The sequence below is a fragment of the Pseudoalteromonas sp. MMG012 genome, from assembly GCF_018100875.1.
Classification (GTDB): Bacteria; Pseudomonadota; Gammaproteobacteria; order Enterobacterales; family Alteromonadaceae; genus Pseudoalteromonas; species Pseudoalteromonas aurantia.
This window is the reverse complement of record NZ_JAGJEF010000041.1, coordinates 1-20,526: the sequence shown is the minus strand read 5'-3', so window position 1 is coordinate 20,526 and position 20,526 is coordinate 1. Positions and strand designations below refer to the sequence as shown.

13 protein-coding genes are annotated in these 20,526 nt (G+C 41.9%); 7 read left to right on the top strand and 6 right to left on the bottom strand.

The window, feature by feature from the left end; translation table 11 throughout:
* The first annotated feature begins 112 nt into the window (after positions 1–112).
* From J8L97_RS13980 to J8L97_RS13970, 3 genes are all read left to right on the top strand, one after another.
* The gene (locus tag J8L97_RS13980; RefSeq protein WP_211050504.1) at positions 113–2,071 is read left to right on the top strand and encodes a S9 family peptidase; all 1,959 of its coding nucleotides are present in this window, start codon (positions 113–115) and stop codon (positions 2,069–2,071) included.
* 421 nt (positions 2,072–2,492) lie between these two features.
* Positions 2,493–3,587: a methionine aminotransferase gene (locus J8L97_RS13975; RefSeq protein WP_247688679.1), complete on the top strand. Its 1,095-nt coding sequence runs from the start codon at positions 2,493–2,495 to the stop codon at positions 3,585–3,587.
* A gap of 68 nt (positions 3,588–3,655) precedes the next feature.
* The gene (locus J8L97_RS13970; protein ID WP_247688678.1) at positions 3,656–4,384 is read left to right on the top strand and encodes an amidohydrolase; all 729 of its coding nucleotides are present in this window, start codon (positions 3,656–3,658) and stop codon (positions 4,382–4,384) included.
* On the opposite strand, the gene J8L97_RS13965 is transcribed toward J8L97_RS13970, so the two are convergent.
* The 5 genes from J8L97_RS13965 to J8L97_RS13945 all read right to left on the bottom strand — a co-directional run bounded on the left by J8L97_RS13965 (position 4,381) and on the right by J8L97_RS13945 (position 14,896).
* Entirely contained in the window at positions 4,381–7,671 is a 3,291-nt protein-coding gene (locus J8L97_RS13965) for a methyl-accepting chemotaxis protein (protein WP_211050498.1), read from the bottom strand. The genes J8L97_RS13970 and J8L97_RS13965 overlap by 4 nt on opposite strands.
* Before the next feature lie 186 nt (positions 7,672–7,857).
* Positions 7,858–11,196, bottom strand: coding sequence for an amidohydrolase family protein (locus J8L97_RS13960; protein WP_211050497.1), 3,339 nt, complete (start codon positions 11,194–11,196; stop codon positions 7,858–7,860).
* Between the two features lie 176 nt (positions 11,197–11,372).
* On the bottom strand, positions 11,373–13,532 hold the full coding sequence (locus tag J8L97_RS13955; protein ID WP_211050496.1) for an ATP-binding protein: 2,160 nt from the start codon (positions 13,530–13,532) through the stop codon (positions 11,373–11,375).
* 106 nt (positions 13,533–13,638) lie between these two features.
* The gene (locus tag J8L97_RS13950; RefSeq protein ID WP_192509057.1) at positions 13,639–14,295 is read right to left on the bottom strand and encodes a helix-turn-helix transcriptional regulator; all 657 of its coding nucleotides are present in this window, start codon (positions 14,293–14,295) and stop codon (positions 13,639–13,641) included.
* 229 nt (positions 14,296–14,524) lie between these two features.
* A complete protein-coding gene (locus J8L97_RS13945; protein WP_211050495.1) occupies positions 14,525–14,896 on the bottom strand; it encodes a histidine triad nucleotide-binding protein in 372 nt (123 codons plus the stop codon).
* A gap of 133 nt (positions 14,897–15,029) precedes the next feature.
* Between J8L97_RS13945 and J8L97_RS13940 the strand changes: the two genes are divergently transcribed.
* Entirely contained in the window at positions 15,030–15,668 is a 639-nt protein-coding gene (locus tag J8L97_RS13940) for a DUF2057 family protein (protein WP_211050494.1), read from the top strand.
* 32 nt (positions 15,669–15,700) lie between these two features.
* On the opposite strand, the gene J8L97_RS13935 is transcribed toward J8L97_RS13940, so the two are convergent.
* Positions 15,701–17,548, bottom strand: a complete 1,848-nt coding sequence (locus tag J8L97_RS13935; protein ID WP_211050493.1) for a M1 family metallopeptidase — start codon at positions 17,546–17,548, stop codon at positions 15,701–15,703.
* A 157-nt stretch (positions 17,549–17,705) separates the two neighbouring features.
* On the opposite strand from J8L97_RS13935, the gene murB reads away from it, so the two are divergent.
* Genes murB through J8L97_RS13920 form a run of 3 tightly spaced genes read left to right on the top strand, consistent with a single transcriptional unit; the run spans position 17,706 to position 20,402 of the window.
* Positions 17,706–18,719: a UDP-N-acetylmuramate dehydrogenase gene (gene murB / locus J8L97_RS13930; protein ID WP_211050492.1), complete on the top strand. Its 1,014-nt coding sequence runs from the start codon at positions 17,706–17,708 to the stop codon at positions 18,717–18,719.
* Entirely contained in the window at positions 18,712–19,704 is a 993-nt protein-coding gene (gene birA / locus J8L97_RS13925; protein WP_211050491.1) for a bifunctional biotin--[acetyl-CoA-carboxylase] ligase/biotin operon repressor BirA, read from the top strand. The genes murB and birA overlap by 8 nt, the downstream gene beginning before the upstream one ends.
* Complete coding sequence (locus tag J8L97_RS13920) at positions 19,701–20,402, top strand: type III pantothenate kinase (RefSeq protein ID WP_211050489.1); 702 nt, start codon at positions 19,701–19,703, stop codon at positions 20,400–20,402. The genes birA and J8L97_RS13920 overlap by 4 nt, the downstream gene beginning before the upstream one ends.
* The last annotated feature ends 124 nt before the right edge of the window (positions 20,403–20,526 follow it).

Here is a 20,526-nt window from a genome sequence, read left to right as displayed (position 1 = left end):
CGAGTATGTCAGTGGAGCTGTTCAGGGCACGCTTGATGAACAGGTAAGTTTCTATTGAATGTTGGATTGTCGGCGATATAAAATCACCGACAATGGCGTATAAGGATAGATTATGAAAATATTATTTAAAGTGTGTTGCTTAATTTTGATATTAAGTAGTGCCAAATGGACTCATGCTGGCGAAATTATTTCTGTGGCAGATTTTAGTAAGGATTTTGCGTACCGACAGGTGCAAATTTCTCCCAATGGCAAGTACCTCAGTTTTATTTCTAAAGTTGAAGGCAAGAATAACCTTTATATTCTTGACCTGAAAGATAATAAAATAGTTAGCGGAATTAGCTTTAGTGGCAGTGGACAAGTTGGTGCTTATGTCTGGGCAAGCAATAAGAGGCTGGTTGCGGAAAAGCAATATTTGAGGGGCTGGTCTGCACACCCAGAATATCGAGGCGAACTGTATGCTATGAACTGGGACGGTACACGACAGCGTTATGTGGTTGGTTATCAAGGTGAAATGCAAACTGGTTCGGCAATTAAAAAAGTCCCCCCTTTAAACGGCACTTCTTATGTATTAGATAGCCTCCCCGATGATGAAGATCATATTCTAATCGTGACGTACCCATGGCGTATGGTTAAAGAGCCTAAAACAGTCGTGTACCGAGTCAATATTCACAATGGACACCGTAAGCGTGTTGCAGGATCTCCTTCAAAAATGGGCCGTTATGTAACCGACCATCAAGGGAGTGTACGTGTTGTCGTTTCTACTGATAATTATATAAACCAGTCTATTCATATTAGAGATAAGCGTGGGGATAAATGGCGTTCATTGCCTTTAGAAAATACCGCTTTACAAGATGTGATGCCATGGTCATTCGATAAATCAGGTAAATACGCGTTAATAGGGGCGTCTGAATCTGGGGGCCCGCAAGGCATTTACAAGCTTGATTTAACAACGGGTGTAACGACCAAGGTGTTTCAAGATAATGAGGTATCACCTTCAAGGGTATGGCTTGATAGCTTTAGCAAAGAAGTCATTGCGATTGAATTAGAGTCTGGATATCCGAGTTACGCATTTACAGATAGTCATTCGCAAGGCAGCCGCACGTTAAAGTCATTATTGGCGACGTTTCCTAATAGCCAAGTACATTTAATCAGTAGCAGTAAGGATGGTAAGCGCAGTATTGCTTACGTTTGGAGTGATCAAAACCCGGGGCAGTATTATTTGTATGATGGCGAAAAGAAAAAGCTGAGCTTTTTATTTTCCGAAAGGGGCTGGCTACCTACTGATAAAATGTCTGAAACGAAACCGATAAAATTCACCGCTCGCGACGGTGTTGAAATTCGTGGCTACCTGACTTTGCCAAAAGGAAAGGAAGCAAAAAATCTGCCACTGGTAGTGATGCCACATGGTGGACCTCATAGGACAAGAGATTATTGGCGATTTGATGTTGAAAGTCAGTTATTAGCAAGTCGAGGTATGGCAGTACTGAAAGTAAACTTTCGCGGTTCAGGTGGATATGGCCGAAATTTTGAAGTAGCAGGATACCGCAAGTGGGGAAGTGATATACAACATGACATCATTGATGGCACTCAGTATGCGATCAAACAAGGATATGCCGACGCGAGTAATATGTGCATTATGGGAGCAAGCTTTGGCGGTTACTCGGCGCTACAAAGCGCGATTATTGAGCCTGATTTGTTCAAGTGCGCTATTGGTGTTGTTGGTGTGTATGATTTACCGTTGACGTTTAAAGAGGGGGATGTCGCGGGGCGTAAAACAGGGAGAAGCTATTTGGCTCGCGTTTTGGGGGACGATCAGCAGCAATTAAAAGACTTTTCTCCAAGCCATAATATTGAGAAGCTAAAAGCGCCTGTGCTAATAGTGCATGGGGGTGAAGATAAGAGAGCGCCGATTGAACAGGCTGAGTCACTGATAGAGGCGTTGGAAAAAGCCAAGCATCCTTACCAGTTTATGTTACTAGAAAGTGAGGGACACGGATTTTATAAAGCGAAGCATCGTGCACAATACTATGAACGCATACTCGCATTTTTAGATGCGCATCTAAAATTATGATGAGAGAAAAGGCAACGTTAAGTTGCCTTTTTTGTGCTGGTATCGCGGTTAAAACGATGGCTGTTTGAGAGATAAGTGAACGCGTATCTTATTGCTAAACCGCCACGTTTAATTGACGTAAATTGGCAAATATATTCATGTAATTGATCGTGTAGGTTCATATTACGTCGCTATAAAGTAACCTAGCTACAGTATGATTTGCAGTTTATGATACGTTCAGTGATAAGTCATACACTTTGTTAAGCGACGGCAGTGCTAATTTATACGTCATGGGGTTATCGTTGGTTTGAAGTAATATGAAAAGTCACCGTAAAGTATACCCGTATAATAGCAAGCCGACTTTGGTGATCAGGACAAGTATAATTGGAGAGTATCAGTGCAGAGTAAATTACCGATTGTTGCAACGAGTATTTTTAGTAAAATGACAGGGTTGGCTAATCAGTATGCGGCAATTAACTTATCTCAAGGTTTTCCCGAGTTTGACACTCCAGAGCTATTGAAATCCAAGTTAGCGTATTATAGTAGCGAAGGATTTAATCAATATTCGCCTTCGGTAGGTATAAAGCCACTGCAACTGCAAATAGGTGAGTTGGTGAAGCGGCGTTATCATACGAAGATAGATGCTGAGCAGATGGTAACCATTACGTCAGGGGCAACGGAAGCACTATTTGTTGCAATTCAAACGATTATACATCCAGGTGATGAAGTGATCGTCTTTGACCCTGCTTACGATTGTTACCAACCTGCCATTGAGTTAGCAGGAGGTAAAGCGGTACATGTGGCAACACATGCGCCGGATTATGCAATTGATTGGTCACAGGTATATCAGCTCATGAGTGAAAAAACTCGTGCAATAGTGATTAATACCCCCCATAACCCGAGTGCTAAAACACTCAAGTTGGCAGATCTCACCCAGTTGAAAAAGCTGGTTATGCAATATGAACTTTATCTGATAAGTGATGAAGTATATGAGCATATTACCTTTGATAATCAGCCTCATTTGAGTGTGTTACGTGATCCTGAGTTGTTAAGTCGCAGTTTTGTGGTCTCTAGTTTTGGCAAAACGTTCCATTGTACCGGTTGGAAAATGGGCTACTGTATTGCACCTACGCACTTAACGGATGAATTTAGAAAAATTCATCAGTATGTGACGTTTTCAAGCTTTACGCCTGCACAATTGGCTTTAACCGATATGCTCGTGGAGCAAGGTCAACATGTTGATGAATTGGCCCAGTTTTATCAAATAAAACGAGACTGTTTAATCGATGCATTATCAACCAGTCGTTTTCGTGTGCTGCCAAGTGAAGGGACGTATTTTTTATTACTGGATTACAGTGAAATCTCCTCATTAGATGATGTGGCATTTTGTGAGTATTTAGTGAAAGAAGTGGGGATAGCTGCAATACCTCTGAGCGTATTTTATGCACAAGGGTCGTCAGACAAAGTGATCCGACTGTGTTTTGCAAAAGAAACGGCTACGTTATTAATCGCAGCGGAGAAACTATGCCAATTATAAATGATTCAAAGGGCACTGAATTACGAGTTGCAGTGGTACAACACGATATTGTTTGGTTACAGCCACAAATGAATTTTACCGCTTTGCAGGCGCTATTAACAGAAAGTTTAAGTGAACCAAAAAACAAGGTTGATTTAATTTTATTGCCAGAGACTTTTGCAACGGGTTTCGCGGTTGATGAAGGGGTCAGCGAACCAAAAGGCGGACCTATACTGCAGTGGCTAATTCAATGTGCTCAGCACTGTCAAGCGGTGGTTGCGGGGTCTGTATTAGTACAAATGGGTGCCAAGCAGGTGAATCGGTTTTATTGGGTAAAACCTGATGGTACTGTGATGCATTATGATAAGCGGCATTTGTTTCGATTGGGTAACGAAGGAGACTATGTCGAAGCGGGACAAGCGAGACAAGTTTTTACTATTAACGGCTTTAGAATATTACCCCAAGTGTGTTACGACTTGCGGTTTCCTGTATTCCAACGTAATAGGAATGACTACGATGTTATGGTTAATGTCGCAAACTGGCCTGCAGCACGGCGTCATGTTTGGGATACATTATTGATGGCCAGAGCAATGGAAAATCAATGTTATGTCTTGGGTTGTAATCGAGTTGGTGTAGATGGTAATCAAGTTGCCCACAGTGGGGGCAGTGCTGCATATAATTTTAAGGGGGAAGCTATTATGCAATTACCAGATAATCAGTCTGCGGTCGCATTCGTTCACTTAGTGAAAAACCAGCTAGAAGCATTTAGGGCAGCTTTCCCTGCCCATTTAGATGCCGACGAATTTAAGTTGAGTTAGCGATTATATTGATGGGTGAGTAATTGCGTATTGTCTGCACTTTGCTTACTTAACGAGAAGTAACCTAACAAGCGGTGCATTTGATGTGCTTGATCAGCCATCTGTTTCGCTGCCGCCATTGTTTCTTCAGTTATCGCTGAATTTTCTTGAATTAAATCAGTCAGTCGTTGCACAACCAAGTCAACTTCTTTAATTGCTTGTTGTTGTGTGATCGTTGATTGGTTTATTTTGACAATGGTGTTATTAACTTTGGAAACCGCGTCGACAATTTGTTCGAGTTTATGACCAGAGCTATTTGCCATATCGGTGCTTTGGTCTACTTTTTGATTACTATTGGCAATGATGTTTTTGATCTGCTTGGCTGATGCTGCGCTTCGCCCAGCAAGCTCTCGGACTTCGTTAGCAACAACTGCGAACCCTCTTCCATGTTCACCAGCTCGAGCGGCTTCAACTGCCGCGTTCAAAGCCAATAAATTGGTTTGAAACGCGAGGCCATCGATGACCGACACAATTTCATTGATGTCTTTACTTGCGCCATTGACTTCTTCTATTGCTATGACGGTTTCTTTTGAAAGCTCACCACCTTCTAGGGCTATATTTTGGGCATCGTTTGATAGTTCTACGGCATTACCCGATTGTTTGGCTACAGCCGTTATTTCACTGAGAATGTGGCCTGTACTCGCACTGGCTTCTTCCAAATTAGCGGCTTGCTCTTCTGTTCTGGCACTAATTTCAGTATTGCTGGCAGCAATCTCTCCTGCACTTTGCGATACATGGCTTGCTGATAACTGTATGCCCTCTATCACTTCTGTTAGCTTACTGATAGTGGTATTGACATCTTGTTTTAGTACTAAGAAAACGCCATCATAATTGCCTGAAATAGAGTCGGTTAGCTTGCCCTGAGACACAGCACTGAGTACATGCGTCACTTCACTTATTGCATCAGAAATTGTAGTAATAGACGTATTTACATCTTCTTTAAGTTGTTGCAGTTGTCCTTGTAGCGGCGATTGTATCTTTAAGTTGAAATTGCCTTTGCACATTGCTGCCATCACCGCGGCGAGTTCTTCAATAACTTGGTTTAAATTACCGACAGAGTTATTTATATCGGATTTTAGGGTATCAAGTTGGCCTGGCATAGCCGAGGTGATTGTGCGGTCAAAGCGACCGTGGCTAATTGCCATCATGACTGAAGAAATTTCACTCACTGCTTTATCAAGGCCGTGAATAGAGGTATTTATATCGTCTTTAAGTTGCCCTAACTGACCTTGAGCTGGGCACTGTACACTTTGTTTAAAGTCACCTTTACTCATTGCAGCCATTATTGTACTAATGTCTTTGATGATAACTGCGAGGTTGTCGACACTGACGTTTACATTATCTTTTAGAGCATTGAGCTGACCTTCTAATGGGATATCAATACGTTGTGAGAAGTCGCCTTGGCGAATAGCGCCCATCACTGTACTTATTTCATCAATGGCACCTGACACGCTGAAAATAGAGTTATTTACGCAATCTTTTAACTGACCGAGTTTTCCTTGCGCATCAATAGAGACGCGTCCATTAAAGTCACCATGCTCGACATTTTCCATAACAGACACAATGGCATTCATAGTGCCGTTGAGAGAATGCAATGATTGGTTTACATTCGATTTTAGTTTGTCTAAATCGCCTGACATAGGTGCAGTGAGTTGCAAGTCAAATTGTCCGATTGACATGGCTTTAATGACTTGATTTATTTCGCCAATCGCAACATCTAAGCTATTTGCACAATGATTGGTTGCTTGCTTTAATGTTTCCAACTCCCCTTTGCACTGAACTTTAATTCGTTTTGAAAAACGTCCAGATGCCATTTCATTCATGACTAAGTTTGTTTCTGAAATTGATTGCTGAAGTTCATTTAATAGAGAATTAAAGGCAAGCGCAGATTGCCCAATTTCATCTTTTGAAGCGATGGGGGCGCGAATAGAGAAATCGCCTTCTTGTTCAACTCTGCGCATCGTATTAACTAAAGCATGTGCCGGGCGAGTTAACGTACGCGCAAAGAGAAATGCAATAACCACGATGACGGCAATCGTGAATACAAGTACGACTATGAGTAAATTACGTAATCGTGTGACGGCATCAAATGCTTCTGCTTTGTTTATTTCAGCAAGCAATGCCCAGTCTGATCCTAACACATCTATGGGCATGAAAGCGGAAAGTACAGGTTGTCCGTTGTAATCGGTGATCAGCTTCTGACCATGCTCTCCTGCGATGGCACGTTGGAACCCTTCCGTATTTATAGCGCCTTTACTTGGGTATTTAAATGAGTTTATTACTGAGTGATTTTCAGGGTCTAAATAGGAATCTGAACGCATTAATCCATCACGCCCGACTAAGTAAGTTTCACCACTATCACCGAGCCCTTCTCTTTCCGTCATGATGTCATTCAGCGCATCAATTGATAATTGAAAAATGAGTGTAGATTGTGCATGCCCAGTGTTGATGAGCGGTGCGGCAATAAAGCTTGCTGGGGCATTGTATGAGGGGAGGTACTGTTGATAGTCGACAAAAGCATATTGTTCGGGGGTATTCAACGAGCGGGCTTTTTGAAATACAGCAGCAAGGTTACTATTTGCATAAGGCCCTGTGAGTAGCGATGTGGCAAAATCGAGTTCTTTGTATACAGAATAGACGATGTTACCCGTTTCGTTATCCACAATAAAAATATCGTAGAAATGATTGATTTCAGCAACTTTCAAAAAGTATTCATGATGACGTTGGTGGGTCATATCATAATCATCATCATGGTCGGTTTTTACCAATTTTGATTTTTCGCCAAGTGCAAACGGGTTGTCCGCAATATAGCGTTGTTGCAGCATAAGCCCTTCAGCACTGATACTATCAATTAAGTTATCCGGTAACGTTGCACTCGGGTTTTCAGTATTAAATTTAGTCGTGAATTCATTCTGATAAAATTGCGTTAAAGTGTCAGGAATAATAACGGTGCCATCAAGTGTACTAAATGCATAAATGAATTCACGGGCTGCGGTTTGTGCGTATGGGTTGTGTGCAAGCGCACTCATTTTATTTTTTACGGCTTTAAAGTGGCGTTCAACGGCGCTTTTTTTGATTTCCCCAACCGCCCCAAGTTGTGAATAGGCTTGTTGCTGAAGTGCGTCTGTGGCGTGATATAGCGCCATAGAAATAACAACGGCAATGGGAGCAAGTGCAACCAATAAGAATGCAATAATAAGCTTTTTGGTCAGGTCTAAAGATTGATAAATCGCATTGATACTGGCCATTGCGCACTCCTTGTTCTCGTTATTTTTGTTGATACAAAATGTATCTTTGCAGCAAAGTGTAGAACAGTTCTCGTTTACGTCTAGTGAAAGCACACAAAATTTGTGCCTAATTTCGCAAATAGCGTCTTTTTTAAATGGCATAAAAAAGCCACCAATCGGTGGCTTTTTATTTTCAGAAACAATTAATTAGTGTTTCCAATGGTACTTGTGTGCTTTTTCTTCCATGTACATTTGTGTGGCAGGATGCATCTGTGTTTTAGTGCCTCCTTCAAAGAAAAACGGTGCGCGTTTAGTATCGTAGTTACCGACTTCATTCATCGTTGCCGAATCATAAATACGCCCATTGATAACCGTATATGCCACGTTTTCTGATTGACGAATATCGCTTAACACATCTCCCTCGATGATAGCTAAATCGGCAAGTTTGCCTTTTTCGATAGTCCCAATGTCATGATCCATACCAAGGTATTTTGCACCATCAATGGTACCACTTCGTAGCGCTTCCCAAGCGGTGAAACCGCCTTGGGCCATTGACCAAAGTTCCCAATGCGCTGCTAAACCTTCACGCTGGCCGTGAGCACCAATATGAACGGTGACACCTTCGTCACGCAATTGCTTGGCAACTTCAGCTGTCAATATGTGGTTATATAATCTTTCTGGCGCTTGGCCTGGTCGAATAGACCGAGGTCTGACAATATAATCCGGTACGAAACTCATTAAGCGCTCATTTTCCCATACATTAGTATGTTCGTAGAAGTAGTCTTCCCCTTTAATTCCGCCATAAGCCACCACAAAAGTGGGTGTAAAGCCAACATCTGTTTGCCCCCACATTTGTTCAATATCAGAATAAATATGAGGAATAGGTAAGGCGTGTTCTACACCGGTATGTCCATCCACAATCATATTCATATTGTGCTGGAATTTAGATCCCCCTTCAGGCACAACCATAATTTCCATGTTCTTAGCGGCTTCAAGCACTTGCTGACGCGTTTCACGGCGAGGGTGGTTATAGCTTTTCACTGAGATAGCCCCGGCATCTTTTAAGCGCTTCACATGGAACTCCGCTTCTTCTAAGTTGCTAATTGGCGTTTTATACCCAGGCGCATTACCGGCATAAAGAATTCTGCCTACAGAGTAAATACGTGGGGCAAGTGTTTTACCTGCTTTGGCCAGCTCAGCCATTGAGAATACTTCAGATGAATTATTGGAAGGGTCGTGAATCGTTGTGACACCAAAGCTCAAGTTTGAGTATTGATTCCAGTTTTGTTTTGGCTGCAAGTCATGGCTTCCGTAACTGCCATGGGCATGAGCATCGACGAGTCCAGGGACAACCGTTTTACCAGTGATATCCAGGGTTTTTGCACCGCTTGGAATCGTGACGTCACCTTGCTTACCGACCGCAACAATGCGGTTTTCTTTGATAACAACAACCCCATTTTCGATGATTTCCTGCTGCTTATCTGCATCACGCATCGTGACTATGGTACCGCCGACGAGTGCCAGTGTACCCTGAGGTTTATCTGCTTTTTGTGTAAAACTGAGATCAATACCTTGGGCCGTTAATTCTTTGGCTTTTATGTCTTCGCCCGTTAAGAATGCGAAAGTATCAGTGAGTTTTCTCTGATATAAATTTGGGCCGAATGCCCAAGTAAGCGCGCTACTGTCACTTATCCAATTTAGGTAATCGCCGGAGTACTTAGACACTTGCTTAACAGGGAAGGATTTGGTTCCTTTGTTAATAGATAGGGTTTTACCCGTGCTGGTAAATGGAGCAACAAAGGTATTAAAGTGTTCAATGAAGGCAACGTATTGGCCATTTGGAGAAACTTTAAAATCGAAAATGTAATCGCCTTTAAAATGGCTGCGCTCTTTTTGCCCATTGAGGTTAACACTTTTGAGTTCTCGGTCAGTATCACCTGCAACAGAGAAGAAAATACGGTCTGACTCAGCACCAAAGTGTGGGTTATCACCGGATTTTACAACGCGTTTTGTTTTACCGCCTTTACTTGGAATAAGGTAAATTCCAGGTGACATAGACCAGTCACCATTTAAAAGGTAACCACCGGTTACTTTCTTATATAAAATATGCTTGCCGTCAGGTGAAAAGCTCGGTGAAATATAATGTCCCGGTTGCTTGGTTATTACTTTACCTTTTCCGCCTTTCGCTGAAACAACGCGAATGGAACCTAGCGTTTTATCATCCCATGCGGTGTATACAATCGATTGACCATCGCGTGAGTAACTTGGATAAAACTCGAAGTGATCGGTTTGTTTTGTAAGGCGCCTGACTTTACCTGATTCTATATCTTTGACGTATAGATAACCTAATGCTTGGAAAAGTGCCGTTTCACCATTTGGTGATAATTGTGACCAACGAGCCATTTTTATTTTGAAACTATCAGGAGCAACATCAACCGCAAAACGTAATGCAGGTGTAATTTGTTTTTCTGCTACGATTCGAGTGGGTATGACCTGTGCTTCTTTAGATTGAATATCTACCGTTCTAAATACACCGCCAGCCCAAAACACCAGCGCTTTGCCATCAGGCGTATATGCAAAAGAAGGGGTATTACCATGTGCTCCATTTGCTTCTTGTAAATCTCTGTCTAAGCCCGCATAAATTTCTATTTCGATCCCAGATTCCAGATTTTTAACATATAACGCACTCGCCATGGCTTTACCATCATCAACACGTTTTACGAACGCAATAGATTTACCGTCAGGGCTTGGTGTCGGGCGAATGGCTCCTCCTGCGCCTTTGACAATCGTTTCTTCTTCTGCGGTTGCTAAATCCCAGCTACGGATTTCAAACACTGTCCCAAGTGCATTTTTATTGTATTGCCAACTTACACCAGCGGTGCCATCAACAGAGTAATATATTTTTTTCCCGTCAGTTGAGAACGCAGGCTCTGCGATATTTTTCTGAGATTTAGCACCATGTAAACGCTCGCGAACGATCACGCCTTTACCACCACTGATATGGTACATACGAATTGAGCCACCAGGGATAGTGCGGCCTGTCACTTGACCTTGCTTTACGGCAATATATTGTCCGTCAGGTGCCCATGCTGGGTTGTGAACGATATTATTTGTTTCTTTTGACACTTGTCGTTTATTCTCGCCATTGATATCCATTACCCACAGGTTATCGCCACCTGCACGGTCAGAAATAAAAGCAATCTTGCTGCCATCTGGAGAGAATTTAGGTTGGATATTCCACCCCATATCATTCGTTACCGCGGTTGCTTTCCCACCGCTGATAGGCATGATGTATATATCACCGAGCATATCAAAGACAATGTGCTTACCATCAGGGCTAACATCTAAGTTGCTCCATGTGGTTTGATTGGTGTCAATGGTGATTGTTTGCTTTTCGCTCGGAGTATTTAATACATCCCAAGTATCTGTTTTACGTTCTTGTGCTGCTGGGGCAGTAGTATTTGTGGTATCCGCTAAGCTCGGTAGGCTTGTGCCTAGAATCGCGAGGCTGATTGCGGCCGTCAGTGGTTTTTTGAAAAATGCCATTGTGAATTCCATATTATCGTTATTGGTCGGTTTAATACGCAGCATTAAACCTTTAATAGTAGTGAGAATGACTAAATTTGGCTGTTATGTCGATTATGCGCGATAAACGGTAAGAAAATACCGTTAAACAGCGGGTAAATCATGCGTATTACCATGGTTATGTTAGTCGCTACAAACTAGTTCAAGGTATTTCTTCTTACAAAATCAAGGTACGCTTCTAAACTCTGCTGCCATAATGCCATTGCTTGAGTAAGCTCGGTATCACTTGATTTTCTTTCAAGTAAACGTCGTTCAATTTTCTTTAACAGTAAACCATATCGATTAAACCCAAGCTGCATTGCGGTACTTGATTGTCGATGAAGTAACCGTATGCATTGTTCACTATCTTGTGAAAGCATTTGTTGAATATGTATGAGCTTATTTCGCGCAGACAGCACAAATTCATTATAGATAGAAGAGACTTCGTCGTCGCTAAAGCTACTTTTTAGTGAACTAACCGCCGTTTCATCATAAAGTGTATCGGTGAGTTCCACACTCATACTTGGTTTCTGTGCGGACTGTGAGTCGTTTAATTTTTGTCGCAGTTTTTCCTGCTTAATGGGTTTGCCGACAATGTCTTTTATTCCAAGCGCTAAATACTCTTTGACTTCATCAGGACTTAAACTGGCGGTGAAAGCAAGGAACGGAGTGCGTTGGTTTTTGTGCTCAATTGTTTGCAGTCGACGGAGCACCTCTTGGCCAGTGAAATCGGGTAAGTTCATATCAAGCAACACCACATCAAATTGATGTTGTGTCAGTAACTCAATCGCGCTGGCGCCATCGGTTGCGAGCTTTACCTTATGCTCGTCAGTTGCCATAAACTCAATGGCAATCTTCTGATTCAAATCTAAATCTTCTACCAAAAGTATGTTTAGACCTGTAATGCAATCTGTATTATGGTGGCGTTGCTCAACAAGGCTAAGTTCGCCGACGGTTAAAGGTATATCAAAGCTAAAAGAGCTGCCTTTATTGAGTTCACTGAGAATATCGAGTTTACTGTCGAGTCTATCTAATAATCGACTGGTTATTGCTAACCCTAACCCTGTACCACCTTTGATTTTACCGGCGCTACTTTGCACATAGGGTTCGGTTAATTTACTAATGTCTTCCTCATCAATACCTGGCCCTGAATCTATCACGCTAAAGCGGACAATATGCGACATATGCGCTTCTTCAAGTAATTCTACACGGATTTTGACACACCCTCTATCGGTAAATTTAATAGCATTACCTACTAAGTTTATAATTATTTGGCGGAGTTTTTGTTGATCGCAATAATAGCAAGCTTGTTCAGGAAGCTCGTAAATGAGCTCAAAGCTGAGTTTCTTTTGTTCGGCTAATGGGCTTAATAGTAAACAGAGGTTATTGAGCCAACTTTTGAGTTCAACATCTTCTTCGTAAAGGGACTCATCACTTTGATCTAAACTTGCGTAATCGAGCACTTTATCAATGAGTAAGTTAAGAGATGCTGCTGAATTGACGATGGCTTCGCAGTACGCTTTGTTGCGGTGGTTTGTGGTTCGGTTTAAAACTAATTGAGCACTGCCTAAAATCCCATTGAGCGGTGTGCGGATCTCATGACTGATAGTGGACAGAAATAGCCCCCTGATCTCGAGATCTTTTTTGGCTTTTTCAGTAAGCTGATTTAAGTGATCTTCACGGCGTTCATTACATAAAAGGGCCATGCCAGTGGCATAAAAAATAGGGGCTAATACCCCGTTAACAAATAACGTAATAACAAACCAATTGTCTTCAAGAAGTGTAAAAGTGGTGACCTCTCCCATCAATACCGTACGAGCTAAAAAAGCGCTTAAAACTAGCGTTAATACGATACCGTATACAATAGTACCATTGGGGTAAAGTGGGCGAGCAAAACGCAAGAACAGATATAATAAGAAGATTGCTTCGCAAATATGCTGTAGGTCAGACACAAAAATACGACAGCGTAAATCATCATCCACGGCACTAAAGTACACGAGTGCGGCAAGTAAAAAGGCTGTGACGATAAGAAATAGTCTTAGCTCCCAGCCTTTATAGTTCAGAAACTGACAGATGGCGAGGCAGTGAATAATGGATGCGGCAAATAAGAGCGTATTAGCGAGGCCGATGGTTTGCCATGACTCGATATCGCTATGGATAAAAAACCCAATTATGGCGGCAAATAAAACCATGGGATAAAATATGTACAGCAAGGTGCCTGGTGTACTTTTATTCGTCCGCCAAGTCAAAAAATTAAGTAGGGTCATCATGGCCATCATTATGGCACTAGTAAAATACAGTGTTTTAGGGTCGAACATTCTTGTTATTGTTTTGAAGGTTTGTGGTTAAGGATAGAGACTGTACGGGGCGGAGTAAAGAAACAAAAACAGCCGCATATAGCGGCTGTAATTTTAACACTCGTATTTAGCGAATTTCATCAGGTATATTTTGCTGAGCCCAAGAGAGTAACTCAATACGGTTGCGGCACTTGGTTTTTCTAAATGCGCTATATAAATGTGTCTTAACGGTGTGCGGACTGATATTGAGATCTTCAGCTATCTCTTTATTTTTAGCCCCCTTACTCATCAATGAAATAATTGCTTTTTCGCGTTTGGTGAGTTTAACGGGCTCAATATCACCTTCAGTTAACTTGTGCAGTGCATCTTTGTTAAACTGTAACATACGATTAAGCGCATTACACATGATCTCGCGGCGATACCAAAGCTGGTCTTCCATTAGGAGACGAATACCTTTCATTAATACATCTGCGTTATCAGTGGTATAAAAAACACCACGGATCCCACTTAGTAATGCACGATTGGCAAGCTCAGGATTCTCGTCCAAGTTAAATAGTATGATATCGCAACTTACTTTCAGCCTGACTAATTGTTCTTTTAATTTATTCCAAGCATCATTGGTTGCGGTTTCTATAAATAATAGGCGTGTACCTTCAGGCACATCTGCTATATCGGTACCTGTGGTTACATCTAGTCCTTGCGTTTTAAGCAATGGCTGTAAAACGTTAATTCCTATGGTGTTAATAGGCTCTTTATCTAATAACAAAAAGGCAGAACTGCTCATTTTTGGTAACACTCTTATTCCAACTGATGATTCAATGCTAACACGTGACTCAGACCTTTTGTATTAGAATTTTCATCAAGCGATAGATAGTTCTGCTATATGTAATCGACATATAACGCTATGAATACAAATGAATTACATCACTCAAACTATAACTTTATGATATAGCTGGCTTTTCATGTTTTCGAAATAATAACTTACTTGTTTACATTCCTTAACAGGGAATATTTTAAAGTAGTTCTTTTTTCGTATTTGTGTATGGTGGCCACCCCAATGCTTTACCTGCCAAGACATGTAAATGAATGTGGTATACACTTTGTCCACCATCTTCGTTGCAGTTCATGACGACACGATATCCGTCTTCGGCAAACCCATGTTCCTTAGCTAGTTTAGCAGCTACGACATATAAATGGCCGACTAAGTGTGAATTTTGTTCATTGACATCGTTGATTGTTGCAATTTTCGCTTTTGGAATTACAAGTACATGAAATGGCGCTTGCGGATTGATATCTCTAAATGCCAACGTGTATTCATCTTCATATAAAATATCGGCTGGAATTTCCTTGTTAATAATTTTGTCAAAAATAGTGCTATTGCTCATTGATAATCCTTAATAAAATGTGTTATTCGTGACTTAGCAGAGAATTTAAAAATTACGGTGTACACTAATGACAAAGTTTAGGCAAACTGTCAAATAGCCAACTGTAAATATACGTAAATAAGGAAACCGTGATATGAGAATAAAAAGCTACGTCTGCATCTTACTTTTTTCCACTTTTTTAAAAGATGGCCATGCAGCAACCATTCAGTTCAATGAGGAGCTACTGCCGCTACAGGTTAATAATGATGTTATCGAACACTCATTGTTTAGTAAGGTTACGGAATTAGAACTCGCACCAGGACAATATGCACTGAAACTCCAATATAGTGATTTATATGAGCTTGATTATGATGAACACGAAGTGGTGGACTCAGACGCATTCTGGATAGAATTGAATGTAACAGAACAAGGGGTATATCAGGTCACATTTGAGCGGGCTGAAGACGTTGATGCCGCAAAAATATTTGCTAAAAACCCTGTAGTGCGCATTGTTACTCCGCATGCGAAAACACAGCTTGCCGTGAAGCTCAATGGCTTTGCGCAGTCAAGCATGATAGCTGCAATGCCTGCACAACATAGCCATGACAAAAGAAGTGCTGCGTCCACTAAACCACAACCCAAAGCCTGGCTGACTACGCCATCATTGGGTTCGCAAAAGCCGGTGCAGGGCGTTTCTCATCCTGATGCCGCAACGATGCTCGATTTTTGGTGGCAACAAGCAAGTTCAGGGCAGCGCGCGGCATTTTTAGAAAAAATAAAAAAGGGCCAGTAACGGCCCTTATCAATTTATGCACTCAGTAGGTATTACTTTGCAAAAATAGCATCAATAGTGCCTTGAGCAAGCGGGTGATAACCTGGACGGGCCGCTGTATATACTTTATGTGCCCATTCCCGCTTTCCATTCTTTACAAGTGCTTTATACAGAGGAACTATCAGTTTACGACGTCCGATCCCTGATAAATGCTCATCAAGTGCAGGGTAAATTGCTTTATAGCCATTGCCTACACCTAACATATACCACGCAAAAGCGCGTTCGGCATTGGTGGATGTCGTTAAGTTAAATGCACTATCAAGTTCAGCCATGCGATCTAGGCTTAAATCTCTAGGTAAGTTATTGATGAAATGCAACCATTCATGCACAGTCCAACTACTTGTTGGTAAATCATTGACGGTACCTTCTCCTTTTAACCATGCCGTAGAAAGTTTATCGACATTAATGAATGCATCTGAAGTTGGGTTTGGCGCATCAACAGGTAGACCTGGTTGGTGGATCCATTCATTGGCTTTTTCTAAGCTGACAATACCTGGGTATTTTTGTAATAGGTGAGTATTTAAGTAAACCTTAAATTCAGCTGTTGTTAATGACTTAAATGAGTATTTACTAAAGTAGCCTTTGACAAATTCGTCAAATTTGGCCCGACCAAACTTCTCTTCAAGATAGATTAAAAATAATTGCCCTTTTGTATAGGGTACAGAGCTAAATGCATCATCTGGATCTCGACCATTGAGTTTTAGGTTCAGACGCGTATCAGGCGCGGCGATGTTTTTTAACTGAGCTCTTAGGCCTGCGGTATCTAATGCCTGCTCCATTACTGCACGTTCACGGCCGAATACTTCTTCCATGATACGGTTTTCAACATAAGAGGTGAAACCCTCGTTTAACCAGAGGTCTTCCCAAGTGGCGTTTGTTACAAGGTTACCAGACCAAGAGTGTGCCAGCTCATGTGCGATTAAATTAACGAGGCTTTTATCACCTGCAACAACCGTTGGTGTAATGAATGAAAGGCGTGGATTTTCCATGCCACCAAATGGAAAGCTAGGAGGTAACATCAGTAAGTCATAGCGCCCCCATGCGTATTCACCGTACATGACATTTGTTTTATCGATCATCGCTTGTGTATCATCAAACTCAGCAACTGACGCATCTAAGATTTGTGGCTCCGCAAAAATGGCTGTTTGATGAGACATTTCTTTATATTCAAGGTTGCCTGCGCCAATAGCGATGAGGTACGGAGGAATGGCTTGTGGCATGTCAAACCAATAATCACCATCTTTAATAAATGCCCCTGAGTTATCAGCGCTCATGACCGCACGGACGTCTTTTGGCGTGTTGATACGTGCTGAGTAAGTGACACGCATTGCAGGTGTGTCTTGCACAGGGATCCAGCTGCGCGCGTGAATTGCTTGCGATTGACTGTACATAAATGGGTGAGTTTTACTGGCGGTTTGTACAGGCGTTAGCCACTGTAGACCAGATGCTTTTGGTAAGCTGTTGTAATAAATACGCGCTTTTTTAGCTTGTGTATTAAAGGTAATGGTTAGTTTGGCACCTTTTACGCTATCACGTTTTGCTAGGGTGAACGCCGCTTTATGCCATTGACCATTACCATCTAAATACATGATTTTATCAATTTCGAGATCGCGCGTATCAAGTACCAAGGTACGCGCTTGGCTATTACGCCAATCAAGAGTGTGTTCGACGAAGCCTTCCAGCTGTTTATCATCAAAATCAACATCTAGATCTAAATGCAAATGGGTACTGATAACATCTTTTAGATTGGCGTAAGTATGTTCATCAACAGCTTGGGTTGCCAATGCTGAGTGAGAGAGGCCAGCAAATACTAAGCTGGTAGCTAAGGCAGAAAGTTTCATAGGATCCTTGCTCATTATTGTTGTAATAAATTAATGTGAAAAGTGAACGATAAGCTCATGTTATACCATGCTGAATAGGAAAGTCACATATGGATGCGCCCAGCGAACCAATGGGGTAAACTATTCAATATTACTAGTTAAGGTTTAGGGCACGTACGTGCAAGCATTACAGTCACTTCATACTTTTGCTTTACCGCATCATTGTCGACGTATTATTGAGATAGACAATGCAGAACAGTTGCGCTCACTGGACTTCACTGAACCATTTTGTGTATTAGGGGAGGGAAGTAATACCATTTTTATTACTGACTTCGCAGGGTGTGTGATTAAAATGTCAAATAAAGGCATATTGATCGATGAAATGGATACTCATTGGAAGATATCGCTTGCTGCGGGCGAAAATTGGCATGCTGTGGTGATTCACCTGCTAGATAAAGGGATTGCAGGGCTCGAAAATTTGGTGCTGATCCCAGGTACGGTTGGTGCTGCACCGATACAAAACATTGGTGCATATGGCGTAGAGCTGGCGCAGTTTGTTGATTTTGTCGAGGGCTACCATATATCACAGGCCAAGTTTGAACGACTCAGTAACACCCAGTGTCAATTCGGCTATCGGGATTCGATTTTTAAACATGCACTTAAAAATCAATTTGTGATCACGCGTGTTGGGTTGTGTCTTCCTAAATGTTGGCAGCCAACACTCAGTTATGGGCCTCTACAAACGCTTGATCCGGACAAGATAACAGCACGGCAGGTTTGTGACACTGTGATAGCGATACGGCAAAGTAAGTTGCCAGATCCACACGTGTTAGCTAATTCAGGGAGTTTTTTTAAAAACCCTATTGTTGCAAATACTCAGTACCGACAACTATTGGCATGTTATCCATCAATGCCTGCGTATCCTGCGGGTAATGATAGTCATAAGTTAGCAGCCGGCTGGCTGATAGAACAATCAGGCCTCAAAGGATATACAGTCGCAGGTGTGCGAGTATATGAAAAACAGGCCTTGGTGCTTGTTAATGAAGGGCACAGCTCAGGGACTGTATTGTGTCAGGTTATTCAGCATATTCAAAAGTGTGTGAATGATAAGTTCGCAGTGCGGTTAGAGCATGAAGTTAGGTTAATCGGCAATGATGGCGAAGTGACGATTGTGGAGTCAAACAATGAATAATGCACCGCAAGGTAATAAATTGGCAATTCTACATGCGTTAAATCAAGGGGGATTTATTTCCGGTCAATTTCTTGCTACTCAATTGGGCATTAGTCGAGCTGCTATTTCTAAGCATATAAAATCATTGCAAGAAATGGGCATTGATATTTTTTCGCTCAATGGAAAAGGTTACTGCCTAAATGAAAGTCTGCCGCTATTAAATCATCAGGATGTCGTGGCGAGTTTGCAGCGTTTAAGTTGCCGAAATAGCGTTGAAGTACAGCCGATCATTGATTCTACTAATAGTGAGTTAATGCGCCGTATTCAACAAGGGGAGGCGTTGGAGTCGGGACAAGTACTTGTCGCAGAAATGCAGCAAGCGGGTCGAGGACGCCGTGGTCGAGTGTGGCAATCTCCCTTTGGTGCCAATTTGTATTATAGTTACTATTGGCGTTTAGATGATGGTTTGCAAGCCGCGATGGGCGTCTCAATTGCAGTTGGCTTGGCAGTTTATGATGCCATCGAAGCGTTATATGGCTTATCAGTTGAGCTTAAGTGGCCCAATGATATTTATTTAAATGGTCGTAAATTAGCAGGCGTACTTGTGGAGCTTGAAGGCCAAGTAGAAGGGCCATGCCACTTAGTAATTGGCATAGGCATTAATTTACAAATGCCTGAGAACGCTTCCAAAGGGATTGATCAGCCTTGGACTGATTTGGCATCGCACACCCATAGCTTGGATAAAAATGTATTAGTTGCTCAACTAACACACAGTTTGGCACAGCGATTGTCACTGTATGAAAAGTCAGGTTTAACCGCCATGGTAGAACAATGGAATAAGGTCAATGCTTTTGCAAATGAAATGGTGACTTTATCAACAGGTATGCGCACATGGCGTGGGATATGTGAAGGTATTGACCCTCAAGGTGGTATTGTCTTGCGTCAAGATGGAGAGTTGAAAAGTTATTATGGTGGAGAAATATCATTACGTAAGGATGAAGCGTGAGATTACTGATTGATGTAGGTAATACGGCAGTTAAGGTCGGTATACAGCAACAAGGGAAAATAACGCGAATTGATGAAGTTGACATCCCTTGGCAACACATTGAAGAAATTGTTGTCGCTCAGGTCGGTAGTTCTAATTTGCTCAGAGCAATAGAGCTAAAAGCACAACAGCATGGTATTGAACTGAGACATGCCTGTGTTAGTCCTGAGCTTGGGGCTATAAAGTGCGCATATAAACAATACCAAAATCTAGGTATTGATCGATGGTTAACGGTCATTGCAGCGCATTATTTATATGATAGTAAAGATTGTGTAATTATTGATTCTGGCACGGCCACTAAAGTGGATGTGGTGACTCGTGCGGGGGGGCATCTAGGCGGGTGGATTTTGCCCGGGTTGGATATGATGATTGCCAGTTTACTTGCTAATACAGAGAAAGTTTTTAGTGATGATGTTAGTGTCTTTGAGCAAAGCCTAGGCTTAAACACACCCAATGCAGTTAAAAATGGGGCGTTGGTTGCGACATTAGGTGCGGTTTACTCAGGCATTGCGCGTTTGCCATGCGATTTTAGTCAGGTGCAAGTTATTTTTGCTGGTGGATATGGTGAGTTATTACAACAGCATTTTGATAAGCCAAGTGTGTTTGTCGATGACTTAGTGCTTCGAGGACTCAATTATTGGTCTGATTTTGTTCGTTAACTGCTGCTTTTTAGCGTTTTTGCCGTAATAATGAGCATTCAATCAAAAAACTTTGATTTTTTTTGATTTTACACTTGCATCACCCCGAACCTTGCTCTAGAATCCTGCCCCGTACTAAAGCAGT